This window comes from Bariatricus sp. HCP28S3_A4 (assembly GCF_052066395.1).
Taxonomy (GTDB): Bacteria; Bacillota; Clostridia; order Lachnospirales; family Lachnospiraceae; genus Allocoprococcus.
This window is the reverse complement of record NZ_JBQHSE010000001.1, coordinates 20,225-46,970: the sequence shown is the minus strand read 5'-3', so window position 1 is coordinate 46,970 and position 26,746 is coordinate 20,225. Positions and strand designations below refer to the sequence as shown.

Here is a 26,746-nt window from a genome sequence, read left to right as displayed (position 1 = left end):
CTTTTGTTACTTGTTAAACATATATAACCTATTGACTAAATAGGTTTATGATGGTAGTATTCATAGAGGATAAAGGAAGACATTTCTGGCAGGATTGGCAGTGGTGCTGATTTCTATTATGTTGGGAATGATATGTAACATATTATTATTGCGTTTGATATAGGAGCAGAAATGAAGACGATTACAGTAGAAGAATTGGAAAAAATAGAATGGAATCAAAGTATGGTGGTGGATATCCGCCCCAATGATCAGTATCAGCGGGGAACCTTCCCGGGAGCGGTGAATATTCCGATGGCTGAACTGGAAGAACGCAGGAAAGAACTGGATGAGGCAAAAACCATCTATATGCTCTGTCATACCGGAGACAGAAGCCAGGAATATGTGGAAGAACTGGAAGATGAAGGGTACGATGCAGTCAATGTGGAGGGTGGCTATCGAGCTTACTTACGTTTGTCTTTGTCGAGGTTTATGCAGGGGGATTGTCAAAAAGAAAAAGAGGAGAAAAAAGAAGAGATCGAGCGAAGCATCATTAAGAAATACCGCAGAGCGATCTGGCGGCCATTTACCAAAGCACTGAATGAATATCAGCTGATCCAGGAAGGAGACCGTGTGGCAGTGTGCATATCCGGGGGAAAGGATTCCATGCTTCTTGCAAAATTAATACAGGAATTGAAGAAGCATGGTAAGGTTCATTTTGAGGTAGTATTTCTGATTATGAATCCAGGATACAATGAAGATAACTGGAAAATTATTCAGGATAATGCCAATCTCCTTGGTATACCGCTTACTGTATTTGAGACTGATATTTTTGATACCGTGGCGGCAATTGATAAGAATCCCTGCTATCTCTGTGCGAGAATGCGACGGGGATATCTGTATTCCAAGGCAAAGGAACTGGGATGTAATAAGATTGCGTTAGGGCATCATTTTGATGATGTCATCGAAACCATTCTCATGGGCATGTTATACAGCGGTAAAGTGGAAACGATGATGCCGAAGCTTCACAGTCAGAATTTTGAAGGAATGGAGTTGATACGGCCGCTGTATCTGGTAAAAGAAGAGGCAATCAAAGCTTGGAGGGACTCTAATGGACTTCATTTTATCCAATGTGCCTGCCGGTTTACGGAAAATTGTGTGAGCTGCGGTGGAGGAAGAGGAACGAAAAGAGATGAAATGAAGGAATTGATTGCACAGTTCAGAAAAACAAGTGATGTCATTGATACAAATATATTTAACAGTGTTAGGAAAATCAATTTACGAAAGGTGATCGGATACTGCAAAGATGATATTGAGTATAACTTTCTGGATGATTATGAATTAACAAGATGAACTCTATTCTGTATGTGAAAAAGCGAATGAATTGCTTAACTAAAATCAGCAGAAAGACAGGAGGGCTTTAACAATTCTGAAACAATTATTAAGGAAAGACGTGATGGCAATTATGACAAGTGGAAAATGGGATCTGGAATCTATTATCACTCAGGAATTCCCGCTGGAGCAGATCTCGGAGGCGATTCAGAATGCGACTGAACCGGAAAAGGCGTTTAATGTGACGATTTAATTTGAGTAGATTTTTATGCTTAAATGGTAACTTAGATGATACACAGAAAGTGTTAAAAGGCATGATAAAAAGTACAGAACAAATGTTCATTTTGTTCTGTACTTTTTTGGCCTTTGATGCTATACTGTACTGTACATAGAATGGGTACTGGAAATGTGCAAGAAGTAGAGTTCCAGATGTTATAAAAATATGAAAATTGATGAAAAAGTTTATTCCAACTATCGAGTTTTCCTCGAGGGTTCAAACATAGGAGGACTACATGGATCATTTTGAATTAGTATCAGAATATGCCCCGACCGGTGACCAGCCGCAGGCGATTGAACAGTTAGTAAAAGGCTTTAAGGAAGGTAACCAGTGCCAGACACTTCTTGGTGTCACCGGTTCCGGTAAGACCTTTACGATGGCGAATGTCATCCAACAATTAAATAAACCAACGCTGATTATAGCGCACAACAAGACTCTTGCAGCGCAGCTTTACGGTGAATTCAAGGAATTCTTCCCTAACAACGCAGTCGAGTATTTTGTGTCCTACTACGACTACTACCAGCCCGAAGCATATGTCCCGTCATCAGACACTTACATTGCCAAGGATTCCGCAATCAACGATGAGATTGATAAACTCCGTCATTCTGCGACAGCAGCGCTGTCCGAGCGCAATGACGTGATCATTGTGGCCAGCGTATCCTGCATTTACGGACTGGGTTCGCCGATCGATTATAAAGAAATGGTAATCTCTCTGCGCCCCGGAATGATAAAGGACAGAGATGAGATGCTGAAGAAGCTGATCGAGATTCAGTATGACAGAAATGATATGGATTTCAAACGGGGCACATTCCGGGTCCGGGGAGACGTTGTGGAAATATTTCCGGCGTATTCGGAGAAAATAGCATATAGAGTGGAATTCTTCGGAGATGAGATTGACCGGATCACGGAGATTGATACGCTTACGGGAGAAATCCTGAATGTGATCGGACATGTCGCAATTTTCCCGGCATCTCATTATGTAGTTTCCAAAGATAAAATGGAGGCGGCGATTGCGGAGATTGAAAAGGAACTGGAGGGACAGATCCGGTTTTTTAAGGGAGAAGACAAGCTTCTGGAGGCGCAGCGCATTTCCGAACGAACTAATTTTGATATTGAAATGATGCGTGAAACAGGATTCTGTTCGGGTATTGAGAACTATTCCCGACATTTGACAGGACTTGCACCGGGACAGCCGCCGCAGACTTTGATCGACTATTTCCCGGATGATTTTCTGATGATCATCGATGAGTCCCATAAGACGGTTCCGCAAATCGGAGCGATGTATCATGGGGACCAGTCGAGAAAAACAACGCTGGTGGATTATGGGTTCCGTCTCCCGTCGGCTAAGGACAACAGGCCGCTTAGTTTTGAGGAATTTGAAAGCAAGATCGACCAGGTCATGTTCGTCTCTGCGACTCCGGGTGAATATGAAGAGCAGCATGAACTGCTGCGGGCTGAGCAGGTGATCCGTCCGACCGGGCTTCTGGATCCGGAGGTGGAAGTGCGTCCGATTGAGGGACAGATTGATGATCTGGTAGCCGAGGTGAATAAAGAGACAGCAAGGAAGAATAAAGTCCTGATCACTACTCTGACGAAACGCATGGCAGAAGATCTGACAGACTATATGAGAGAACTGGGAATAAGGGTGAAATATCTGCATTCCGATATTGATACACTGGAACGGACGGAGATCATTCGTGATATGCGTCTGGACGTGTTTGATGTACTTGTGGGTATCAATCTTCTGAGAGAGGGACTGGATATTCCGGAGATTACGCTTGTCGCTATTCTGGATGCTGACAAAGAAGGCTTCCTGCGTTCGGAGACTTCCTTGATACAGACGATAGGACGTGCGGCGCGAAATGCGGACGGTCATGTCATTATGTATGCGGATCATATCACGGACTCTATGCGCGTAGCGATTGATGAGACGAAACGTCGGCGTGCAATTCAGATGGCTTATAACGAAGAACACGGAATTACTCCACAGACGATCCGAAAATCCGTGCGTGACCTGATCAGTATTTCCAAGAAAGTGGCGGCCGAAGAGATGCGTCTTGAAAAAGATCCGGAATCCATGAGTAAAGGAGAGCTTGAAAAGCTGATCGGCAGTCTGACAAAGCAGATGAAGAAGGCTGCGGCGGAACTGAATTTCGAAGCCGCGGCGGAATTGCGTGATAAGCTGGTTGAGTTGAAGAGAAATTTAAATGAACTTGAATAGATTGAGATAAGACAGAGGTAGACTAAGATGGCAGAAGAAAAGAAGCAATTTATTAAGATCAGAGGAGCAAATGAGCATAATTTAAAGAATATTGATGTGGATATCCCGAGAAATGAACTGGTGGTTCTGACTGGCCTTAGTGGATCGGGGAAATCATCTCTGGCTTTTGATACCATTTATGCGGAAGGGCAAAGAAGATATATGGAATCCTTGTCTTCTTATGCAAGACAGTTTTTGGGACAGATGGAGAAACCAGATGTGGAAAGCATTGAAGGATTATCTCCGGCAATCTCCATTGATCAGAAATCGACAAACCGGAATCCCCGTTCTACCGTGGGAACTGTGACAGAAATTTATGATTATTTCCGTCTGCTGTATGCGAGAATCGGAATTCCGCATTGCCCGAAATGCGGGAGAGAGATTAAGAAGCAGACGGTGGATCAGATGACGGATCAGATCATGGCACTGCCGGAGGGAAGTAAGATTCAGCTCATGGCGCCGGTGGTGCGCGGAAGAAAGGGAACGCACGCGAAGCTTCTTGAACGTGCAAAAAAGAGTGGATATGTGCGCGTGCGGATTGATGGGAACATGTATGAACTTTCCGAAGAGATTGCTTTGGATAAGAACATTAAGCATAATATTGAAATTATTGTAGACCGTCTCGTTGTGAGGCTGGGGATCGAAAAGAGACTGGCGGATTCCGTGGAAAGTGTTCTGAATTTGGCGGAGGGCCTCCTTCTGGTTGATGTGATTGGGAGAGAACCCATGAATTTCAGCCAGAGTTTTTCCTGCCCGGACTGCGGAATCAGTATTGATGAGATCGAACCGAGAAGCTTTTCGTTCAACAATCCGTTTGGCGCATGCCCGGAGTGTTTCGGACTCGGCTACAAGATGGAATTTGATGAAGATCTGATCATACCGGATAAATCCCTCAGTATCAGTCAGGGAGCGATCGCCGTGACGGGATGGCAGTCTTGTACGGATAAATCAAGCTTTACTTATGCGATTCTGGATGCACTTCAGAAAGAATATCATTTCAGTCTGGAGACGCCATTCGAAGAGTATCCTAAGGAGATCCATGATTTGCTGATTTACGGAACAAAAGGCAAAGAGGTAAAGGTTCATTATAAAGGTCAGCGCGGAGAGGGAATTTATGATGTGGCTTTTGAAGGGATTATTAAGAATGTAGAACGCCGTTATCGGGAAACAGGTTCGGAGACGATGAAGGCAGAGTATGAGAGCTTTATGCAGATCACACCTTGTCGGGAGTGTAAAGGACAGCGGTTGAAGAAATCGGCACTTGCTGTGACGGTTGGTGGTAGAAATATTCATGAAGTGACAGCTATGTCTATTGAGAACCTTCAGCAATTTTTAGAAGCGCTTGAACTGACAAAAACCCAGCAGATGATCGGAGGACAGATCCTGAAGGAGATCCGCGCAAGAATTCAGTTTCTGATGGATGTGGGATTGGAATATCTGACCTTATCGAGAGCAACGGCAAGCCTTTCAGGTGGAGAAGCACAGCGTATCCGACTTGCAACACAGATCGGGTCCGGGCTCGTTGGAGTGGCGTATATACTGGATGAACCGAGTATCGGACTTCATCAGAGGGATAATGACAAACTTCTTGCTACGTTGAAGCACCTCCGCGATCTGGGAAATACGTTGATTGTGGTGGAGCATGATGAAGATACTATGTTTGCGGCGGATCATATCATTGATATCGGGCCGGGAGCCGGTGAGCACGGCGGGAAGCTGGTGGCTCAGGGAACGGCGGAAGAGATCATGAAGGTGGAGGAATCGATTACAGGGGCTTATCTGAGCGGAAGAGTGAAGATACCTGTCCCGGAAAAACGTGCAGAACCAAACGGATGGATCAAAGTGGTCGGTGCCGCCGAGAATAATCTGAAAAATATTGACGTGGAATTCCCACTGGGAGTGATGACCTGTGTGACGGGGGTATCCGGATCAGGCAAAAGCTCTCTGGTAAATGAAATCCTTTATAAGAGTATGGCGCGGAAACTGAACCATGCAAGAGTGATACCCGGCAAACATACCAGGATTGAGGGATTGGAACAACTGGATAAAGTGATTGCGATTGACCAGTCCCCGATCGGCAGGACCCCCCGGTCGAATCCGGCTACTTATACGGGAGTCTTTGATCTGATTCGTGATCTTTTTGCGTCTACATCGGATGCGAAGGCAAAAGGCTATAAAAAGGGGAGATTTAGTTTCAATGTAAAAGGCGGACGATGTGAGGCTTGCAGCGGTGACGGGATTATCAAAATTGAAATGCATTTTCTTCCGGATGTCTATGTCCCTTGCGAAGTCTGCGGCGGGAAGCGGTATAACCGGGAGACTCTTGAGGTGAAATATAAAGGGAAGAGTATTTACGATGTGCTGGATATGACAGTGGAAGAGGCTCTGCATTTCTTTGAAAATGTGCCGAGCATCCGTAGAAAAATGGAGACATTGTACGATGTGGGATTGTCTTACATCCGACTGGGACAGCCGTCCACGACGCTTTCGGGAGGAGAAGCACAGCGAATCAAGCTGGCAACGGAACTCAGCCGGCGTAGTACCGGGAAGACGGTATATATTCTGGATGAACCGACCACAGGACTTCATTTTGCAGATGTACACAAGTTGACAGAAATTCTGAAAAGACTGACAGAAGATGGAAATACGGTGATTGTAATCGAGCATAATCTGGATGTGATCAAGACGGCGGACTACATCATTGATATCGGTCCGGAAGGCGGTGATAAGGGAGGAACGATCGTAGCTCACGGCACGCCGGAAGAAATTGCTGCAAATCCGAATTCATATACCGGCAAGTATATTGACATGATGCTGAAAAAATGATAAACCTTAAGAAAATCTAAAAAATGAAAAAACTCTTTCCATTTATTAGAATTTTTATTATAATAGAATATGTATGTGTCTCATACAAGTTTGTAATGATATAACGAAAGATAGTGGAAATAGATAGAAGAATGAAAGGGGAATCAGCATGTCAGTAGATTTGGGAATTGATTTGGGAACAGCGAGCATTCTCGTTTATGTAAAAGGAAAAGGGGTTGTTTTAAAGGAACCATCTGTGGTGGCTTTTGACAGAGATACAAATGTAATCAAAGCAATCGGAGAAGAAGCACGTCTGATGCTGGGGAGAACTCCGGGCAATATTGTAGCAGTAAGACCGCTTCGGCAGGGTGTTATTTCCGATTATATAGTAACCGAAAAGATGATTAAGTATTTTGTGCAAAAAGCACTTGGAAAGCGTACATTTAAGAAACCGAATATCAGTATTTGTGTTCCGAGCGGTGTTACCGAAGTTGAGAAGAAAGCGGTTGAGGAAGCTGCATTTGCAGCCGGAGCCAGGGAAGTGCATCTGATCGAGGAACCTGTAGCTGCGGCGATTGGGGCCGGAATTGATATTGCTAAGCCGTGTGGCAATATGATCGTGGATATCGGTGGAGGTACATCTGATATTGCTGTTATTTCTCTTGGAGGAACGGTAGTAAATACATCACTCAAGATTGCCGGTGATGATTTTGATGAGGCAATTGTGCGTTTTATGCGTAAGAAGCATAATCTTTTGATTGGAGAGCGTACCGCAGAGGATATTAAGATTAAAATAGGGACAACCTATCCGTTGGTTGAGGAAGAGACGATGGAGGTGCGCGGAAGGAACCTTGTCACAGGACTTCCAAAGATCGTGACTGTTACATCTTCTGAAACAGAGGAAGCACTTCGTGAAACGACAAGTCAGATTGTTGAGGCGGTCATTGCAGTGCTGGAGCGCACACCACCGGAACTTTCAGCCGACATTCTGGATCGTGGAATCGTATTGACCGGAGGTGGGGCGATGCTTCGTGGACTGGAGGAATTGATCGAAGAGAAGACAGGAATCAACACCATGACAGCGGAAGATCCGATGAAGGTTGTTGCGATCGGTACAGGACAGTTTGTAGAATTTATGAATGGAAGAAAAGATTTATAAAGGATTGATAATTGTGCGTGTATAATAAAAGTCAGGCTGTTTCGTGATGAGACAGCCTTTTTACTCTATACGAAAGTTCGGGTATACTTATTATTTCTATAAGGAGAAGATATGGAAGTAATTCAAGGTTATGTGGAACATATCGTATTCCGGAATGAAGATAATGGGTATACGGTGTTTCACTTAAACAATGATGATGGAGATTTGACTTGTGTCGGAAATTTTAACTATATAGCTGAGGGAGAACTTGTAGAGGTCAAGGGTGAGTATACTGTACACAGTATGTACGGAACACAGCTCAAAGTAAGCGAGTATGAAATAAAAGCGCCGGAAGATCTTATTTCTATTGAACGTTATCTCGGTTCCGGTGCAATCAAAGGGGTAGGAGCATCTCTTGCGGGACGAATTGTAAAAAAGTTCAGGGAAGATACATTCCGAATCATGGAAGAAGAGCCGGAAAGACTGGCGGAAGTGCGAGGAATCAGTGAGCGAATGGCTCGTGACATTGCACTTCAGGTAGAAGAAAAAAAAGATATGCGGAAAGCAATGATTTATCTGCAGAAATACGGAGTCTCTACGACCCTTGCGGCGAAAATATATAAATATTATGGTCAGAATACATTTCGTGTATTGGAAGAGAATCCTTATCAAATGGCAGATCATATACAGGGGATCGGGTTTAAGACGGCGGATGAGATTGCGATGCACATTGGGATTCATACGGATTCTGATTACAGAATAAGAAGCGGAATTTTCTATACGCTGCAACAAAGTGTAGCGGATGGCCATGTCTATCTGATTCGTGAAGTGTTGATGCAAAGAGCCTCTGCGCTTCTGGAAGTAGGAATTCAGAATATGGAAAAGCATCTGATGGATCTGGCTATGGAGAGAAAGGTGATTCTGAAAGAAGGTGAGGACGGTCTCAGAGTATATCCGGCTCATTTTTATTATCTGGAGCTTAATGCGGCGAAAATGCTGCATGATCTGAATGTGGAATACGATGAAACTGACGTTGTAGTTACAAAGAGGCTGCATCAAATTGAAAAAGAAACCGGAATGGAGCTGGATGAAAAGCAGCAGATGGCAGTAATTGCGGCAGTGCGGCATGGTATCACGATTCTGACGGGAGGCCCCGGAACAGGAAAAACGACTACGATTAAAGCGATGATACATTATTTCCGGAATGAAGAACTGGAATTGCGCCTGGCAGCACCGACGGGCAGGGCTGCGAAGCGGATGACTGAGGCAACCGGATATGAGGCACAGACGATTCACCGTTTGCTGGAAGTAACCGGAAATCCGGAAGAAGAGAATGTCAGAAACGGATTTGCACGAAATGAAGAGAACCCACTGGAAGCAGATGTGATCATCATTGATGAGATGTCTATGGTAGATCTCTCGCTGATGCATGCGCTGCTTGTTGCTGTTACGCCTGGAACGAGACTTGTCCTGGTAGGAGACTGCAATCAGCTTCCGTCGGTGGGGCCCGGAAGTGTTTTAAAAGATCTGATTGCGTCAGAACAATTTCAGGTCGTGATGCTTACCAAGATTTTTCGTCAGGCTCAAGAAAGTGATATTGTTGTAAATGCACATAAGATCAACCGTGGGGAAATGGTTAAGCTGGATAATAAGAGCCGGGATTTCTTTTTCCTGAAGAGAAATGATGCAAATGTGATCATCAGTGTGCTTTTGACTCTGATCCAGAAGAAACTTCCGAAATATGTGGATGCGAAACCATATGATATTCAAGTACTGACTCCGATGCGTAAAGGGCTGCTCGGGGTGGAACGGCTGAATAATATTCTCCAGCAATATTTGAATCCGCCGGCAAAAAATAAAGAAGAGAAAGAGTACGGTGATAAAAAATTCCGTGTCGGCGATAAAGTGATGCAGATTAAGAATAATTATCAGTTGGAATGGGAAATTACGACAAAATATGGACTTGTTGTTGATAAAGGAACCGGTATTTTTAACGGAGATATGGGTGTGATAACAGAGATCAATAACTATACAGAAACTCTGGAAGTGGAGTATGATGAAAAAAGAAAGGTAAAGTACCCGTTTGAGCTCCTTGAGGAATTGGAACTGGCATATGCGATAACGATCCATAAATCACAGGGAAGTGAATATCCGGCTGTCTTGATTCCTTTATTGACAGGACCGCGTCAGCTGTTTCACAGAAATCTTTTATATACTGCGATTACACGGGCAAAAAAATGTGTAACAATCGTGGGCAGTGATGTAACGTTTCAGGAAATGATACAGAATACAGATGAACAGAACAGAAATACCAGCCTTGATGAACGCATCAGGGAAATATATGGTTTGAGTGAAGAGAGCTAAAAGAAACCGAATCCGTTCATAATATTGAGAGAAAAGGCAAAAATCCTATGGAATAGAAAATGGATAGAGGAGAGGTGCCTCGATATTTTGTATCCACAGAAATGTCCGTTTTGCGGAAAAATAGAAAAACAGCGGATCTGCAAGGAGTGCCGTAAAAAAATCCTGCCGGTGGAGGAACCACGATGTAAAAAATGTGGAAAGCCTATCCGGGAGGCGGAAAAGGAATATTGTTATGATTGCACTATGATCAGGCATGTATTCGAGGAAGGAAGAAGTATCTGGATTCATAAAGAGCCTGTAAGCCGGGCAGTTTATGCGTTGAAATATCAAAACAGAAGAATTTATGCAAAAGCATTTGGAGAAGAAATGGCAGACCAGTATGGTTATTATTTGAGAGAAAAAAAGGTGGAACTGATTGTTCCGGTTCCGCTGCATCGAAAGAAGATGCGCATCAGAGGCTATAACCAGGCGGCGCTTGTCGCAGAAGTTCTTGGAGAAATCACTGGCATTTCGGTCGATGAAGATATTCTTGTCAGGGTGAAAAATACAAAACCTTTGAAGCAGTTAAATGATAAAGAACGAAGAAGGAGTATCAGAGGTGCATTTTCTGTGAGAAAAAGTGTCTGGGCGAAAACGATAGTTCTGATTGATGATATCTATACAACCGGAAGCACACTGGATGAGGCGGCGCGGGTACTGCTGAAAGCAGGGGCAGAAAAAGTCTATTTTTTGACTATTAGTATTGGACAAGGATACTGATATTTGTTATACTAAAAATAGCGCAAATACGAGGAGAAAACGTATCGAGGTGACTATATGTTAAATGAAGACAAAGTGAAGCTGATGACAAGAATGGCAATGTACGAAAGCAAGGAAGGTGCGGAAGATTTCAAGATCAGCTCATATTACAGAAAAGATTATTCGAGCTTTCATACCATTGTTACGATCATCTTGGTTACGATTGGATACATGATCGCAGTGGGAGTCGGCGCGGTTGCATTTATGGATGTAATTCTGGAGAACCTTAATTTTGCTTTTATTATAATGATAGGGCTCTGTATATTGACCGGATATATTGTTCTGGTTGTGCTTTATGGCATTGTGGCATCACAGTTTTATCAGAAGAAGCATAATGATGCCCGTCAGAGAGTGAAAAAATTTAACCATGATCTGACCAGACTGAACAGAATGTATGAAAGGGAGAAGAAGTAATGAGCGAGTTGTTGGTTTTAAGAGAAAGAATACAGAAAATATATACCAGTTATTCCATTTATGTGGATAAGGCAGCTCAGTTCATTCTGAGCTTCGTTTCCTTTTATCTGATTAATCAGAATATTGGTGTGATGAAGACACTTACAACTCCGGTTGTTACGGTTGCCTTGGCGGTGATCTGTACGTTTCTTCCGCCTGTTACAGTAGCATTGGTGGCAGCTGCGCTGATTCTTGCGCATTTGTTTAAACTATCTCTGGGTGTTATGGCAGTGAGCGCCATGATTTTTGTAATGATGTTTATTTTTTACTGTCGGTTCACTCCGAAAAAGGCATTGGTGCTTTTGATTACTCCGATTGCGTTTATGCTGCATATTCCGTATGTGGTTCCAGTGGTATGTGGACTTGCGATGACGCCGGTTACGGCAGTTCCGATTGCTTTTGGAACAATTATCTATTATATGATTCTCTGTGTGAAGAATTCTGCGGCAGCGATTTCCGCAACGGAAGGGATCACCGGTCAAATCTCATTTTTTGTCAGGACAGTATTTCAGAATAAAGAACTTTGGATTACAGTGATTGCCTTTACAATCTGTATTTTTACTGTATATGTTGTTCGCAGACTTTCCATTGATCATGCCTGGAAAGCGGCTGTTGCGGCTGGCGCGGTCGCCAGTATTCTGGTTATTGTTATTGGAGATATTGCGTTTGACATACATACTTCTTATGGTGTTCTGATCGGTGGCAATATTTTGGCGATTCTTATCGGTCTTGTGTTGGAATTTTTTCTGTTTTCTGTGGATTATTCAAGGACTGAGCATATACAGTATGAAGATGATGAATATTATTATTATGTAAAAGCAGTTCCGAAGATGTCGGTTGCAGCTCCGGAAAAAATGGTAAAACGTATTAATGAACGCCGCAATCCGGATGAAAAGGAATCTGAAGAAATCAGACGCAGGGCACCAAAACGCACAGATGAAAGAAAAAATATGAAAAAGCGTCAGACGGAAAAAGAGACAAAGAAAAATTCCGGAACTCCTAGAAATACCCGTGTTCCGGCGAATAAAGATGAACTGTTGCTGGCAAAAAGTCTGCAGGATGAATTGGATATTCAGGATATTGTGAAGAGAGAATTAGAAGAGCATTAATTTGGATAATAAGTTGGCATACTATATGGGAAAGGAGGTACAGGAGTGAGAGAGGCTGTTGCACGTTTCTTTGGAAGTAATCTTCCGGAAGGTTTCTATTTTCCGGAGATACGGTTTGTAGATATTATTGAAATTATTATTATAGCGTTTTTGATTTATCAGATTATTCTCTGGATTAAAAATACGAAAGCGTGGATGCTGCTGAAAGGTATCATGGTACTTGTCGGTTTCATTCTTGTGGCTGCAATTTTCCGGATGTATGTGATTTTATGGATTGCAGACACACTTCTTCCGGTGATGGCAACGGCGGTCGTTATTATTTTCCAGCCGGAACTCAGACGTGCCCTGGAACGGCTGGGTGAGAAGCAGTTTCTGGCGTCTATGGTTCCGTTCGATAAGAAGGGACGTGAAAGCGTACGTTTTAGTGAACGGACGATCGATGAGATCGTAAAGGCATCTTTTGATATGGGTGCAGTGAAGACGGGGGCATTGATCGTTGTGGAACAGGCTACAAAACTAACAGAATACGAGAGGACAGGGATTGAATTGGACTGTTTGATATCTCGTCAGGTTCTGATCAATATTTTTGAACACAATACGCCGCTTCATGATGGAGCAGTGATTGTGCGTGGAGACAGAATTGTATCAGCAACCTGCTATCTTCCGCTTTCGGACAATATGGAGATTAGCAAAGATCTCGGTACTCGTCACAGAGCGGCAATCGGTATGAGTGAAGTAAGCGATGCGCTTGTAATTTCTGTTTCGGAAGAGACGGGTTATGTTTCGGTTGCTTTGGGGGGACAATTGGTTCGCAATGTAACACCGGAATATTTGAAAGAAAGACTGGAAGTCATTCGAAGCAAACATACGGAGACGGGGAAAGTAAAGAAAATATGGAAAGGATGGAGAAAGCATGAAAAAGACGCTGACTAAAAATCTGGGACTTAAAGTGCTGGCGGTTGCCTTCTCCATTCTGCTCTGGGTTATCGTTATGAATAATGAGAGACCTATTACATCAAAGACGTATGTAGGAGTTCCGGTAACGTTGCTTCATACGGAACTTATTACTAATCAGGGGAATACTTATCAGGTAGCAGAGGAGTATAAGAAGGTAAATGTTACTGTTCGCGCAAGAAAGGATGTTCTGAAAGAAATCAAAGCAAGTGATATTAAAGTTACAGCAGATGTTAAAAAGCTGAATACAGAGACACGAGCATTGATACCGTATGAGGTTATGATCCCTGCCTATCAGGGACAGTTTGTGGAAGCTTCGACAAGTGAGCCGAATCTGGTGATTTCAATCGAACTTGCAACTTCCAAAACATTCCCGATCATACCGAAATCATCCGGAGATCCGAGAGACGGATACCAAATCGGCAGTCTTGAGGCAGATCCGCAGCAAGTGAAGATCAGTGGACCGGAATCAGTTGTGAATTCGATTGCTAAAGTCATTGCTCAGGTGAATACATCGGGTATTTCGAGAGATGAGGTAAAGGAAGCGGATCTGGTTCTCTATAATGCGGCAGGTATTGTAATAGATTCAACTTTGGTAGAGACAAACCTTGGAGAGGAAGGACTGAGTGTAAAAGTAAAGGTGCTTCATACAAAGACGGTTCCGGTTAAATTCGATGAATCTGGCATTGCTCCGGCAGTTGGATATGTATTAGAAGGTGTTTCTGTCCAGCCGGAGAATGTTGATATTGTTGGAACAGAGCAGCAACTGAAAACCTTGACGGAGATTGAAATTCCGGCAGAGGTGCTGGCGGTGGATGGCCTGACTAAGTCTGTAGAGAAGACGGTTGATATTACGGATTATCTTCCTGAATGGGCGAAAGCGAAGGATGAGAGTGCGGGAATATCTGTTCTTGTGAAAATATCTGTTACACAAATAGGCACGCGAACGTTGGAATATCCGGTTGGATCAATTTCACTTCTGAATGCGCCGAAAAATTATTCGGTGAAATATGAATCAGAAGGAAGCATCGAAATTGTGATCACGGCTGAAGATTCAGAGAGCCTTGATGACTTTACTTTAGAACAGGGAAGTGTGTCTATCAATCTGGTAGATATAAAGGAAGCAGGAACATATACGGTACCGGTTCAGGTGACACTTCCGGAAGGAATAGAACTGGTTCAGGATGTTGTGGTTCAGATTACATTAGAAAAGAATGACGGAGGAAATGATGGTTAGCAAAAAAGTGGTTATTACAAATCCCACAGGTTTGCATTTGCGGCCGGCAGGACTGTTTTGTCAGACCGCTCTGGAATTTGCGTGTAAGATTACGTTTCGCCATAATAATTCAGAAGGTAATGCGAAAAGTGTACTGAGTGTTCTCGGAGCATGCATTAAAAAAGGCGATGAGATTGAAATCTTATGTGACGGAGAAGACGAGAAAGATGCGCTTAAGACGATGATAGAGATTGTGGAAAGTGGGTTGGGAGAATAATGGAGCTTGCAGTATGCAAAGTACTTCATAATCTCGGTATGCTTCCGAAATATACCGGATACAAATACCTGGTAGAGGCTGTTCTCATGGGGGTAGAAAAAGAGGGGAATCTGGAACATATTACAAAAGATGTTTATCCGGTGATAGCCGGGCAGCATCAGGTGTCTGTGTGGATGGTAGAGTCTGATATTCGAAGCATGATAGAACGGTGCTGGAAGAATGTAAATCCGGAGTGGCTTTCTACGTATTTCCCCCAAATGAAGGAGAAAAATCGTCCTACAAATACACAACTGATTGAAGGAATAGTCCTATATCTGAGAGAGAATAAGGAAAACGTTTCAGAAGAATAAATGAGAATCCCGGAAGAAAGTACAATGAAAGCTTTCTCCCGGGATTCTTTTAGTGATGATGCTACAAGAACAGATTTATGAAAGATTTTTTTGCAATATTCAGCAAATGCGTCGATTCGTTCACCTGTACTAGGTCTGATTGACAGAGGATAAGAAAAAATTAATAGTAAACAGTAGATATTTGTCTTGTAATGTAAAATAATAAAGATTATAATAAAAATATATGTGCATTTTTAAGCATATAAAAACAATGTGAAATTTGGTATAATAGACTTAAATAAGAATCAGTTCTGATTACGAAAGAGAGGTCAAAATCATGTATGATTATTTAGTTGTTGGTGCAGGTTTATTTGGCGCAGTATTTGCACATGAGGCAAAGAAGGCAGGTAAAAAGGTCCTTGTTATTGATAAGAGGGAACATGTGGCAGGGAATATTTATACAAAAGAAGTAGATGGAATTCAGGTGCATGAATACGGTGCTCATATTTTCCATACCAGTAATAAAGAAGTATGGGATTACATCCAGCAGTTTGCGGAATTCAATCGCTACACAAATTCTCCGATTGCAAAGTACAAAGATGAATTGTACAACATGCCGTTTAATATGAATACCTTCAGTAAGATGTGGGGCGTTACTACACCACAAGAAGCTAAGCAGAAAATAGAAGAACAGATCAAAGAAGCAGGAATAACGGAACCACACAATCTGGAAGAACAGGCAATCTCACTTGTAGGACGAGATATTTATGAGAAGCTGGTAAAAGGTTACACAGAAAAACAGTGGGGGAGACGCGCAACAGAGCTTCCTGCATTTATTATCAAACGTCTTCCGGTAAGATTTGTATATGACAATAATTATTTCAATGATAAATATCAGGGAATTCCGATTGGCGGATATACACAGATTGTCGAAAAGATGCTTGACGGTATTGAAGTAAGGCTGGAAACAGATTTTTTTGCAAATAAAGAAGAACTGCAGAAGCAGGCTGATAAGATTGTTTTTACCGGAATGATTGATGAATACTTTGACTATTGCTATGGTGAGCTCGAATATCGCAGCCTTCGCTTTGAAACAGAAGAACTGGATGTAGAGAATTATCAGGGAAATGCTGTCGTTAATTATACAGAATATGAAATTCCATTTACAAGAATTATCGAACACAAGCATTTTGAATTTGGATGCCAGAATGGAACACATAATCCGAAAACGATCATCACACGTGAGTATCCGGCTACATGGGAAAAGGGTGATGAGCCTTATTATCCGATGAATGACGAAAAGAATAATATGCTTTATTCTAAATATAAAGAACTTGCTTCCAAAGAAAAGAATGTTATTTTCGGAGGAAGATTAGGTATGTATAAGTATTTTGATATGCATAATGTGGTTGCTGAAGCACTTCAGTGCGTGAGAAACGAGCTTTAGTGTTCTCCTGACATAAGACACAATATGTTGTAAAGAGTAGTAGATTATGGTATAATTTGCTTAATTGGAAGGTGCTGTAAATGGTTAAAAAACAGCGGAAACAGTTGTTGTTTTGAAAAAAGGAGATACTGTGCAGGAGGAAATAGGATGAATAAAGCGACATTGGTTATTATGGCAGCTGGGATTGGCAGCAGATTTGGTGGTGGAATCAAGCAGTTAGAGCCGGTTGGACCAAATGGCGAGATTATAATGGATTATTCGATAGCCGATGCAATGGACGCAGGATTTGATAAAGTCGTATTTGTAATAAGGAAGGATCTGGAAAAGGATTTTAAAGAGGTAATAGGAAATCGGATCGAAGAAAAGGTTCAGGTGGAATATGCGTTTCAGGAATTGGACGATATTCCGGAACAATACCGGGAGGTTTTTAGAGAAAGAAAAAAACCTTGGGGAACCGGACAGGCAATTTTGTGTTGTAGGGATGTGGTTCATGAACCGTTTCTGGTTATTAATGCGGATGATTATTATGGAAAAGAAGCATACCGTGAAGCTTATAAGGAACTTACAAGCGATAAAGAAGACAGTGATGTCATGAACATCAGCATGGTGGGCTTTATTCTTAAGAATACGCTCAGCGAAAACGGGGGAGTTACTCGAGGTGTTTGCAAAGTGGATGAAAAGCGGATGCTTAGAGAAATTGTTGAGACACATAATATCATAAAGACAGATAAAGGTGCAGCAGTGAAGTTGGACGAAAAAGAAGAAGAAATCGATATTGAATCTCCGGTTTCTATGAATATGTGGGGACTACAGCCGGGATTTTTTGAAATCCTCGAAAAAGGATTTAGTGAGTTCCTTAGTCAGCTTAATGAGGAAGATCTAAAATCGGAATATTTGCTCCCGACGATTATCGGAGCACTTTTAAAACAGGGAAAGGTACAGGTTAAAGTTTTAGAATCGAAGGATAAATGGTTCGGAGTGACTTATAAAGAAGACAAAGAAGGAGTAGTTGCAGCGATTCGAGATCTGATTGATAAAGGAGAATATTAAATGAAAAAGAAAATGAGAGTAATCTGTGCGTTGTTATTATGTTGCAGCCTTGGTTTATCGAGCGGTTTATCGGTTACTGCATCCGATCAGCCGGCGCTTATGTCTGAGGATGCGGAATCGGATGAAGTTTTAGATGCTGTGGAAAATACGGATGAGACGGAGATCGAAGAGGTAGAAAAGAAAGAAGAGGAAGAAAATCAAGGAGAAGAGCCGGGGGAAACCGAAGAGCCGGAGACACCGGAAACAGAACCTGGTGAGTCGGAAAATCCGGGAACAGAAACCGAAGAACCGGAGAATCCGGAAGAACCTGGAAAAGACGAAGAAGCGACAGGAAAACCAGTACTTACATATCAGGCTCATATACAGCGGATTGGATGGCAGGAATGGAAGAATGCAGGAGAAGAAGCCGGCACGGTCGGAGAATCTTTGCGCATGGAAGCAATCAGGATCCAGATGGAAGATCCTATGTATGAGGGGAATGTAGAATATCGTGTACATGTTCAGAGCAAAGGCTGGATGGATTGGGTAAAGAATGGCGAGATCGCCGGAACAGTCGGAGAATCTTTGCGTATCGAAGCGGTGCAGATTCGTCTGACTGGGGAATTGGCTGAGCATTATGATGTCGTGTATCAGTCCCACGTAGCAGACTTTGGATGGCTTGGAAAAGTACATTCAGATGAACTTTCTGGTACGGAAGGGCTGGGAAAGAGAATGGAATGTTTACGTATAGAAATATCTGCCGGTGGAGAAAGATTTGATGAATCAGAACGCGGATATATAAGAGACTATTATGACAGTGAATTAGCTTACAAAGGTCATGTGCAGAATGTGGGTGATACAGAAGAAGTAACAGGTGGAAATATACTCGGAACGACTGGAGAGGCGCTTCGGGTAGAAGGATTTCAGATTACTCTCGATGACAGCAGTAATGAGGTACTGAAGGCAGATATTGAGTATTGTGCGCATATTCAGGATATTGGTTGGCAGGAATGGAAAAAGGAAGGCGAATATGCCGGAACAAAAGGACAGAGTAAGCGGGTAGAAGCTGTTAAGATTAAGCTCACAGGTGAGGCTGAAAAGTATTTCAATATTTACTATCGATGCCATGTTCAGAATATTGGATGGATGGGATGGGCTTCGAATGGTGCTGCGGCAGGTACTTCCAAACTAGGTTGGAGGATGGAAGCAATTCAGATTACGATTGTTCCCAAAGATTTTACGGCACCGGGTAGTACAGATGAATGCTATAAAGAAGGAAAGAACGGATGGTTCTATGAAGGCGGTTACAAGCTTTATTATGTGAACGGCAAGCTGAAGAAGGATGTCAGAAGTATTGTCGGCAAACAGTCCAGCTATGAGATCCGTATCAACAAACAGAAAAGCTGTGTGACGGTCTACGCGAAAGACGGAACACGAGGATACATTATTCCGGTCATTGCATTTGCATGTTCGCCGGGGAAAGCAACTCCGACAGGAACATTCTACACATCCGATAAATACAGATGGCACGAGCTTTACGGAGCTATGGGACAATGGTGTACCAGAATAACCGGTCATATACTTTTCCATTCACCACCGTATACGAAGTTTGATAACCATACTCTGTGGGCCAAAGAATACAACAAAATCGGAACATGGGCATCACAGGGATGCGTAAGACTCCGCAGCGGAGACGCAAAATGGATTTATGATAACTGCGCGTCAAGTACAAAAGTAATTATTTACAATAACAGCAACCCGGGACCGCTCGGAAAACCGGTTTATGCGAAAATACCGTTATCACAGAACTGGGATCCGACAGACCCAACAGTATAAAACAAGATTTAGGAGGACATTATGAGAACTTATTTAGTTACAGGAGGAGCCGGTTTTATCGGTTCAAATTATATTCATTACATGTTTAAAAAATATGATAATGAAATCCGGATCATAAACGTAGATAAATTGACCTACGCAGGAAATCTGGAAAATCTGAAAGATGTGGAAAACAGAGATAATTATACATTTATCAAGGCAGACATCTGTGATGCGGACGCGATCAATCAGATATTTGAAGAAAATGAGATCGACCGGGTGGTACATTTCGCGGCAGAAAGCCATGTAGACAGAAGCATCAAGAACCCGGACATATTTGTGAAGACAAACGTTCTCGGAACACTGGTTATGTTAAATGCGGCAAAGGCGGCATGGGAGATCGGAGATAATGTATATAAAGAAGATAAGAAGTTTCTCCATGTTTCCACGGATGAAGTATATGGATCGCTGGACGATGACGGCGGATATTTCTATGAGACTACACCGTATGATCCGCACAGTCCGTATTCGGCAAGTAAGGCTTCTTCCGATATGCTGGTGAAATCCTATATGGATACTTACAGATTTCCGGCGAATATTACCAACTGCAGTAATAATTACGGACCATATCAATTTCCGGAGAAGCTGATTCCGCTCATTATCAACAATGCGCTTCAGGGGAAAAAACTCCCGGTATATGGGGACGGTAAGAATGTCCGGGACTGGCTCTATGTTGAGGATCATGCGAAAGGAATTGACATGGTTCAGGAAAAGGGACGTCTGTTTGAGACTTACAATATAGGCGGACATAATGAAAAACAGAATATAGAGATTATTCATATTATACTGGATACGCTTAAGGAAATGCTGTCTGACGGCGATCCTAGGAAAGCGCTTGTCAGCGAAGATCTGATCACTTATGTTACGGATCGCAAGGGACATGACAGAAGATATGCAATCGCTCCGGATAAGATTAAAGAAGAGGTTGGCTGGGTACCGGATACCATGTTTGAGGAAGGGATCCGGCGTACCATTCAGTGGTTCTTTGAGAATGAAGAATGGATGAAGAATGTGACCAGCGGCGATTATCAGAAATATTATGAAGAAATGTACAAATAAGCGGACAGGCAGTATCTATTATGGATACTGCTGGTTTGCGTTTGGAAGAATGGAGGAAAAAAGATGAAAGGTATTATTTTAGCAGGCGGTTCGGGAACAAGATTATATCCACTGACCAAGGCTGTATCAAAGCAGATTATGCCGGTTTATGATAAACCGATGATATACTATCCGTTGTCAATACTGATGCTGGCGGGCATTCGGGAAATTTTGATCATTTCCACTCCGCGTGATCTTCCGGTTTTCAGAGAAATATTTGGAACCGGAGAGGAACTTGGACTTAAGATGTCCTATGCGGTTCAGAAAAGTCCAAGAGGACTGGCGGATGCGTTTATCATTGGAGAAGAATTTATTGGCGCTGATAATGTGGCCCTGATTTTGGGAGATAATATTTTCTATGGACAAAGCTTTTCAAAGGTATTGCAGAAAGTGGCATCTATGGAAAAGGGAGCAACAATCTTCGGATATTATGTAAGAGATCCGAGAGAATACGGAGTGGTGGAATTTGATGAAAACGGAACAGCCATTTCTATAGAAGAAAAGCCGGAGCATCCGAAATCAAATTATGCGGTTCCGGGATTGTATTTCTATGACAATGATGTTGTGGAGATCGCGAAGAAGGTGAAACCTTCAGCCCGCGGTGAGATTGAGATCACGAGTGTCAATAATGCATATCTGGAACGAGGTGATCTGCATGTGGAGACGCTAGGACGCGGATTTGCATGGCTGGATACGGGGAATCATGATGCACTTCTTGATGCGGCGGATTTTGTGGCTGCTTTCCAAAAACGCCAGGGACTCTATATTTCCTGTATCGAGGAGATTGCATATAAACGGGGATTCATTGATAAAGAGCAACTTTTGAAGTTGGCGCAGCCACTGCTTAAGACAGCATATGGAAAATATCTGGTAGAAGTGGCAAATGGCTTATAGAAAAGGGGATTATCATGGGAAAAATAACAGTTGAAACATGTGAGATTGAAGGATTAAAGGTGATCACACCGACCGTATTTGGCGATGAACGCGGGTATTTTATGGAGACATATAATTATAACGATTACAAGGCGGCAGGTATTGATATGGAATTCGTACAGGATAATCAGTCAAGCTCGAAAAGAGGTGTTCTGCGCGGACTGCATTTTCAGATCAATTATCCTCAGGATAAACTGGTCAGAGTGGTAAGCGGAGAAGTGTTTGATGTCGCAGTAGATTTGAGAGAGGGGTCACCGACCTTTGGAAAATGGCACGGTGTGATTCTTTCGGCAGAGAATAAAAAACAGTTTTTCATTCCAAAGAATTTTGCACATGGATTTCTGGTGCTTTCCGATTCAGCAGAATTTGCCTATAAATGTACCGACTTCTATCATCCGAATGATGAAGGCGGGCTTGCATGGAATGACAGTGAGATCGGTGTGAAATGGCCGCTTCAGGAAGGTGTTGAACTTACGATATCCGAAAAAGACCAGAAATGGGGCGGACTTAAGGAATTTATGAGACAGAAAGGATTATAATCATGAAAGTGTTGGTGACCGGTGTCAAAGGACAGTTGGGATATGATGTTGTAAATGAACTTGAAAAACGTGGACACATTGCAGTCGGAACCGATGTTGATGATATGGATATTACAAATCCGGAGCTGGTTGAGAAAACCTTGAATGAAGTAAGGCCGGATGCGGTGATCCACTGTGCAGCCTATACAGCAGTTGATGCTGCAGAGGACAATGTGGAACTTTGCAGAAAGATCAACGCAGAGGGAACGAAAAACATTGCAGTCGTCTGCGAAAAAATGGATATTAAGATGATGTATATCAGTACCGATTACGTATTTAACGGAGAAGGAGAGAATTTTTGGGAACCGGATGATGCAAGAGAACCACTCAATGTATACGGTCAGACAAAATATGAGGGGGAACTGGAAGTTGAAGAGCATGTGAAGAAGTTTTTCATCGTAAGGATCGCATGGGTATTTGGAGTGAATGGAAAAAACTTTATTAAAACGATGCTGAGACTTGGAGAGAACAATAAGACAATCAAGGTGGTTAACGATCAGGTAGGATCACCTACCTATACTTATGATCTCGCAAGGCTTCTTGTTGATATGATTGAAACAGATAAGTATGGAAGATACCATGCGACAAACGAAGGACTCTGTACCTGGTATGAATTTGCAAAAGAAATCTTCCGTCAGGCAGGAATGGATGTGGAGGTCGTACCGGTAACCAGTGAAGAATTTCCGGCCAGAGCCAGAAGACCTCATAACAGCAGGATCAGTAAAGAAAAGCTGACTGAAGCGGGGTTTGAGAGACTGCCGGCATGGCAGAACGCTTTGGAACGTTATTTGGCTGTTATATGCGAAAAGAATTAAAAAATTAATTGTTTTGTAATGCTTATAATCTAAATGTTACAGGAATGTAAAGAAAGTAAAAGAATAATTCATATTATTTTGACAAAAAAGGCATTTTGAGATATAATAACACAATTAGCAAGTATCAAGAATAAGCAAAATGACAATATGGGAGATATTATGGAAAGAGAAAATAATTTACTTAAGAAAAATATTGTTAAGCAATCATATAAGATTGTATCTTTATTTATCATGTTTCTTTCAGCATCGGCATTATGGTATTACAATATTAGTCCTTATTGGGAAAATGGCTATACTGGGTATTTGACTTTAGCATTAGTAGGTATAATGTTTTGCATTATTTATTGGTTTTTTGCGAAAATGTATCAGGCATTGAAAATTGGAATTTACAGATTGACAGAACTGATGTATTTTCAAGTACTGGCAATTGTATTAGCAGACGCAGCACTCCTATTTGAATCTATAATGTGGTTTCATGGATTCCAAAAATTGAAAATATGGTCGTATTTTCTAGGGATGGTCTTTCAGGTTGTGGCGATGGGGGGTAATATATTTGTTCACAATCGTCTTTTCGCACTATATGATGAACGCAGAAAGATTCTAATTGTTTATGGTAATGATGGATATAAGACATTGATTAAGAAAATGCAGTCTAAAAAGTACAGATACGAGATTGTTGGGTGCTATTCAGATGAAACGTCGTTAGAGGTTCTAGAAGATAATATAGGAAAAGCTGAGGGAATATATCTTTATGAAGTTGACGATCAATTAAAAAGAAAGCTGGTTTTATTCTGTGATAGCATTTCTAAGGATATTTATCTTACACAAAGCGTAGAAGATTTGCTGACAATGGGATTTGATGTTTCTCATACATTTGATACTCCATTTATTCGGACAAAACGTATGCCAGAAAAATGGTATTATGCTTTTATAAAGAGAACTATAGATATTTTGTTTTCCAGCATGGGATTAATAATATTATCCCCAATGCTTCTTATAGTAGCAGCGTGTATTAAATTATATGATGGTGGGCCTGTTTTTTATAAACAAATTCGTCTTACAAAAGGACATAAAGAATTTGAAATATATAAATTTCGCAGTATGATCGTTGATGCGGAAAAAAATGGAGCAAGGCTTGCAGCGCAGAATGATAATCGAATTACACCAATTGGAAAAGTAATACGTGCAACACGAGTTGACGAATTACCACAGTTGATTAATATTCTAAAAGGTGATATGACTTTAGTAGGACCAAGGCCGGAAAGACCAGAGATCGAGGACGTATATTTAAAAGAAATTCCGGAGTTTGGTATGAGACTGAAAGTGAAAGCAGGTCTTACTGGTTACGCTCAGGTTTTTGGAAAGTATAATACGAGTCCGGAAGATAAGCTCAAGCTTGATTTATTATATATTAATCAGCGCTCGCTTTTGCTGGATTTTAAACTGATTTTTTATACAATAAAAATCATATTTATACCAGAAGCTACGGAAGGAATTGAAGAGAATAAAACGACTGCAGGAAGCAAGTAAGTTAGGAGAATAAAATATGGAACATAATGGAATTAAAGTAAGTGTTATTATGCCCGTATATAAAGTGGAAGAATATGTGGGGAAAGCTATTGAAAGTATTCAAGCACAGACACTGAATGAATGGGAGTTTTTAATAGTAGATGATGGAACACCCGACAGAAGTGGTGAAATTTGTGACGAATATGCTGCAAAGGATGATCGAATACATGTCATTCATAAAGAGAATGGCGGGGCACCAAGTGCGAGAAATATAGCGATCGATATGGCAAAAGGAGAATATATGTATTTTCTGGATTCGGATGATTGGGCTGAACCGACGATGCTTGAAGACATGTATAACCTTGCAAAACGAGATAATGCTCAGCTTGTTGTGGCAGGGTTTTATATTGATACATATTATGAAAAAGATAAATATATGACAGATATTTATTCCATTGAAGATGCTGTATATTCTGATAAAAAAATGTTCCGTAAGAATGCATATAAATTGTTTGATAAAAACTTATTGTATACTCCTTGGAACAAATTATATGAGTCTAAATACATTTTGGAGAACAATCTGAGATTTCCGAAAACACTTTGGGATGATTTCCCGTTTAATATAAGTGTTGTTAGAAACGTGGAAAGAGTGACGGTTACTTCTGGTTTGTATTATCATTTTCTTAGAGCGAGAGCAGAATCAGAAACGGCAGCGTATCGCCCCGGAATGTATGAGAAAAGAGAAGAGGAGCATGGCTGGTTGGTTGATCTTTATAAGGAATGGCATGTTGGAGATGTTGACAGCGTTGAAATGATTGCAAGAAGATATGTCGAGCGCTTTATTGGATGTGTCGAAAACCTTACCAATCCGAAATGTGATATGACAACAAAAGAAAAAAAGCAGGAAATCAAAAAAATGCTTGCGAATCCGAGAGTGGGTAAAATGCTAAGAATAGCGAAACCACGTTCATTGTATATGAAAATTATGCTTCTTCCAATTAAATGGAACAGTACATTACTTACATATTGGGAGGCAAAAGTAATCACGTATGTGAAAACGAAGAATACAAAACTGTTTACAAAGTTGAAAGTGGGAAGATAATGGAAAGCAAACCTTTTATAAGTGTAGTAATGCCTGTATATAATGTGGAAAAATATTTAGAAAAAGCAGTTTTAAGTGTTATGAAGCAGACAATGAAGGATTTTGAGATTATTCTTGTCGATGACTGTTCTCCTGATAAGTGTCCAGAGATATGTAATAGATTAAGTCAGGAGTATCCAAAAATTCGGGTTATTCATCATCAGAAAAATAAAGGATTAAGTGAAGCGAGAAATAGCGGAATGGAGATAGCTCGTGGAAAATATATATGGTTTATGGATTCGGATGATTATGTAGAAAATGGTTTGTTTGAGAGGGCATATGACTCTGTGAAATCAAATCCTGCAAAAGTAATATTGTTTGGGCTGACGGAGGATTACTACACGGCACAAGATCAATTTCATCATAGTGTACAGATCAAAGACAAGGCATACAATTATTGTAATGTTGATGAACTACGAAAAAAAGTAATTGAATTAGAGCAGAAAACATTATATGGGTATGCGTGGAATAAATTCTATGATCTGAATTATCTGAGAAGCATTCAATTAAAATATGAGAAAATCACTTTAATTGAGGACATTCTTTTTAATGTTCAATATTTTATGGATATAGATACAATGAATGTGTTGGATTATTGTGGTTACCATTATAATAAAAGAATGGATCAAAGTCTGACCTCAAAATTTGTACCGGAATACTATAAGCTGCATCATAAGAGAATTGAGATGATTTATCATCAGTATCAGTATTGGAATTTGTGTACAGATGAGATAAGAGGTATTCTTGCGGCATTATATACGAGATATATATTTTCGGCTCTTCAAAGGAATTGTGATAAAAGAGCAAAGTTGAATTATAAGAATCGAAAAGACTGGGTAAAAAGATTATACAAAGATAAATTGTTTAATGAATTAATTCCATATGGTAAAACAGATGCAAAATTACTTAAAGTTTTATTAGTTATATTACAAAAGAAACAGGTGACCGGAGCATTAATTTTAGGAAGATGCATTTTCATATGTAAAGAAAAACTTCCAATGATTTTTTCTATTGCCAAGCAGAAGAGGTAGGA

At 41.3% G+C, this 26,746-nt stretch carries 23 protein-coding genes; all 23 read left to right on the top strand.

Annotated features, from left to right (window positions below):
* The first annotated feature begins 171 nt into the window (after positions 1-171).
* The 23 genes from ACTNBF_RS00205 to ACTNBF_RS00095 all read left to right on the top strand — a co-directional run bounded on the left by ACTNBF_RS00205 (position 172) and on the right by ACTNBF_RS00095 (position 26,744).
* A complete protein-coding gene (locus ACTNBF_RS00205; RefSeq protein ID WP_441088566.1) occupies positions 172-1,329 on the top strand; it encodes an ATP-binding protein in 1,158 nt (385 codons plus the stop codon).
* A gap of 103 nt (positions 1,330-1,432) precedes the next feature.
* Entirely contained in the window at positions 1,433-1,561 is a 129-nt protein-coding gene (locus tag ACTNBF_RS00200; protein ID WP_427805594.1) for a hypothetical protein, read from the top strand.
* Between the two features lie 259 nt (positions 1,562-1,820).
* Entirely contained in the window at positions 1,821-3,806 is a 1,986-nt protein-coding gene (gene uvrB, locus ACTNBF_RS00195) for an excinuclease ABC subunit UvrB (protein ID WP_427805595.1), read from the top strand.
* A 27-nt stretch (positions 3,807-3,833) separates the two neighbouring features.
* Positions 3,834-6,671, top strand: a complete 2,838-nt coding sequence (uvrA, locus tag ACTNBF_RS00190) for an excinuclease ABC subunit UvrA (protein ID WP_441049609.1) — start codon at positions 3,834-3,836, stop codon at positions 6,669-6,671.
* Positions 6,672-6,819: 148 nt separating this feature from the next.
* On the top strand, positions 6,820-7,809 hold the full coding sequence (locus tag ACTNBF_RS00185; protein WP_427805597.1) for a rod shape-determining protein: 990 nt from the start codon (positions 6,820-6,822) through the stop codon (positions 7,807-7,809).
* Between the two features lie 111 nt (positions 7,810-7,920).
* Entirely contained in the window at positions 7,921-10,152 is a 2,232-nt protein-coding gene (gene recD2, locus ACTNBF_RS00180) for an SF1B family DNA helicase RecD2 (protein WP_441024548.1), read from the top strand.
* 87 nt (positions 10,153-10,239) lie between these two features.
* The gene (locus ACTNBF_RS00175; protein WP_427805599.1) at positions 10,240-10,911 is read left to right on the top strand and encodes a double zinc ribbon domain-containing protein; all 672 of its coding nucleotides are present in this window, start codon (positions 10,240-10,242) and stop codon (positions 10,909-10,911) included.
* A 57-nt stretch (positions 10,912-10,968) separates the two neighbouring features.
* Positions 10,969-11,364, top strand: coding sequence for a hypothetical protein (locus tag ACTNBF_RS00170; protein ID WP_427819749.1), 396 nt, complete (start codon positions 10,969-10,971; stop codon positions 11,362-11,364).
* Positions 11,364-12,512 carry a hypothetical protein gene (locus ACTNBF_RS00165; RefSeq protein ID WP_427819748.1) on the top strand — a complete coding sequence of 383 codons (1,149 nt, stop codon included), beginning with the start codon at positions 11,364-11,366 and terminating at the stop codon, positions 12,510-12,512. Before ACTNBF_RS00170 ends, ACTNBF_RS00165 begins: the two co-directional genes overlap by 1 nt.
* Positions 12,513-12,557: 45 nt before the next feature.
* Complete coding sequence (gene cdaA, locus ACTNBF_RS00160; RefSeq protein WP_427819747.1) at positions 12,558-13,445, top strand: diadenylate cyclase CdaA; 888 nt, start codon at positions 12,558-12,560, stop codon at positions 13,443-13,445.
* Positions 13,426-14,703, top strand: a complete 1,278-nt coding sequence (locus tag ACTNBF_RS00155; RefSeq protein WP_427819746.1) for a CdaR family protein — start codon at positions 13,426-13,428, stop codon at positions 14,701-14,703. The genes cdaA and ACTNBF_RS00155 overlap by 20 nt, the downstream gene beginning before the upstream one ends.
* On the top strand, positions 14,696-14,959 hold the full coding sequence (locus ACTNBF_RS00150) for an HPr family phosphocarrier protein (protein WP_427805678.1): 264 nt from the start codon (positions 14,696-14,698) through the stop codon (positions 14,957-14,959). Before ACTNBF_RS00155 ends, ACTNBF_RS00150 begins: the two co-directional genes overlap by 8 nt.
* Positions 14,959-15,309, top strand: coding sequence for a sporulation initiation factor Spo0A C-terminal domain-containing protein (locus tag ACTNBF_RS00145; protein WP_427805604.1), 351 nt, complete (start codon positions 14,959-14,961; stop codon positions 15,307-15,309). Before ACTNBF_RS00150 ends, ACTNBF_RS00145 begins: the two co-directional genes overlap by 1 nt.
* A gap of 313 nt (positions 15,310-15,622) precedes the next feature.
* Positions 15,623-16,735 (top strand): UDP-galactopyranose mutase, encoded by a 1,113-nt coding sequence (gene glf / locus ACTNBF_RS00140; RefSeq protein ID WP_427805679.1) that lies wholly within the window; start codon positions 15,623-15,625, stop codon positions 16,733-16,735.
* 147 nt (positions 16,736-16,882) lie between these two features.
* Positions 16,883-17,785, top strand: a complete 903-nt coding sequence (locus ACTNBF_RS00135) for a nucleotidyltransferase family protein (RefSeq protein WP_427805605.1) — start codon at positions 16,883-16,885, stop codon at positions 17,783-17,785.
* Positions 17,786-19,600 carry a L,D-transpeptidase family protein gene (locus tag ACTNBF_RS00130; protein ID WP_441088565.1) on the top strand — a complete coding sequence of 605 codons (1,815 nt, stop codon included), beginning with the start codon at positions 17,786-17,788 and terminating at the stop codon, positions 19,598-19,600.
* A 21-nt stretch (positions 19,601-19,621) separates the two neighbouring features.
* Entirely contained in the window at positions 19,622-20,698 is a 1,077-nt protein-coding gene (rfbB, locus tag ACTNBF_RS00125) for a dTDP-glucose 4,6-dehydratase (protein ID WP_441088564.1), read from the top strand.
* A gap of 63 nt (positions 20,699-20,761) precedes the next feature.
* The gene (rfbA, locus tag ACTNBF_RS00120) at positions 20,762-21,631 is read left to right on the top strand and encodes a glucose-1-phosphate thymidylyltransferase RfbA (protein ID WP_427819742.1); all 870 of its coding nucleotides are present in this window, start codon (positions 20,762-20,764) and stop codon (positions 21,629-21,631) included.
* A gap of 14 nt (positions 21,632-21,645) precedes the next feature.
* Positions 21,646-22,209 (top strand): dTDP-4-dehydrorhamnose 3,5-epimerase, encoded by a 564-nt coding sequence (rfbC, locus tag ACTNBF_RS00115; RefSeq protein WP_427819741.1) that lies wholly within the window; start codon positions 21,646-21,648, stop codon positions 22,207-22,209.
* A gap of 2 nt (positions 22,210-22,211) precedes the next feature.
* Complete coding sequence (gene rfbD, locus ACTNBF_RS00110) at positions 22,212-23,063, top strand: dTDP-4-dehydrorhamnose reductase (RefSeq protein WP_427819740.1); 852 nt, start codon at positions 22,212-22,214, stop codon at positions 23,061-23,063.
* A 159-nt stretch (positions 23,064-23,222) separates the two neighbouring features.
* Positions 23,223-24,593, top strand: coding sequence for an exopolysaccharide biosynthesis polyprenyl glycosylphosphotransferase (locus tag ACTNBF_RS00105; protein WP_427819739.1), 1,371 nt, complete (start codon positions 23,223-23,225; stop codon positions 24,591-24,593).
* 16 nt (positions 24,594-24,609) lie between these two features.
* Entirely contained in the window at positions 24,610-25,674 is a 1,065-nt protein-coding gene (locus tag ACTNBF_RS00100) for a glycosyltransferase family 2 protein (protein WP_427819738.1), read from the top strand.
* A complete protein-coding gene (locus ACTNBF_RS00095; protein WP_441088563.1) occupies positions 25,575-26,744 on the top strand; it encodes a glycosyltransferase family 2 protein in 1,170 nt (389 codons plus the stop codon). The genes ACTNBF_RS00100 and ACTNBF_RS00095 overlap by 100 nt, the downstream gene beginning before the upstream one ends.
* Positions 26,745-26,746: the final 2 nt, after the last annotated feature.